The organism is Variovorax paradoxus (assembly GCF_000834655.1).
GTDB classification, from domain to species: domain Bacteria; phylum Pseudomonadota; class Gammaproteobacteria; order Burkholderiales; family Burkholderiaceae_C; genus Variovorax; species Variovorax paradoxus_F.
The window spans coordinates 1-755 of sequence record NZ_JXQQ01000133.1 but is presented as its reverse complement, the minus strand read 5'-3'; the positions used below and the strand labels follow the sequence as shown (position 1 = coordinate 755).

At 69.1% G+C, this 755-nt stretch carries 1 protein-coding gene; it reads right to left on the bottom strand.

The window, feature by feature from the left end; all coding sequences use genetic code 11:
- On the bottom strand, window positions 1–755 hold a 755-nt coding region (locus RT97_RS30805), incomplete at both ends, for an AMP-binding protein (protein ID WP_042582672.1).

Below are 755 nucleotides of genomic sequence, written 5' to 3'. Positions count from 1 at the left end.
CCCAGGTACTCGATCTGCCCCTCTGCGTTCCAGCGCACGAGATCACCCGTGCGGTACAGCCGGCCACCGCTGCCGAACGGGTCCGCCACGAAGCGCTCCGCACTCAGCCCCGGCTTGTTCAGATAACCCCGCGCAAGACTCACCCCGCCCAGGTACAGCTCCCCCGCCACGCCCCGTGGCACCAGGTTCATCTCCGCATCGAGCACATGGCCCTGCGTGTCGCTGATCGGCTGGCCGATGGGCACCAGCGCCTGCCCGTCGTCCCGGCAGGTCCAGCGCGTGACGTGGATGGTGGTCTCGGTCGGGCCGTACAGGTTCTGCAGCGTCGCACCGCTCAGCCGCTGCAAGGCTTCCTTCTGCGTCTCCGAGGGCATGGCTTCGCCCCCGCAGATGATGTGCTTCAGGCGCGTGCTCGCCTCGATGCCCGGATGGGCCAGGAAGGCCTGCAGCATCGCCGGCACGAAGTTCAGCGTGGTGATCTGGTGGCGCTGGATCAGCTGCACCAGCCGCTCGGGGTCGCGGTGGTCGCCGGGGTTGGCCACCACCAGCCGGGCCCCGGCGGTCAGGGGCCAGAACAGCTCCCAGCACGAGACATCGAAGCCAAAGGGGGCCTTGTGCAGCACGGTGTCTTCGCGGCCCAGGCCGTAGACGCGCTGCATCCAGGCCATGCAGCTGTGCAGCGCGTCGTGGCGGATGGCCGCGCCCTTGGGCTTGCCGGTGGAGCCGGAGGTGTAGATGACGTAGGCCAGGTGCTC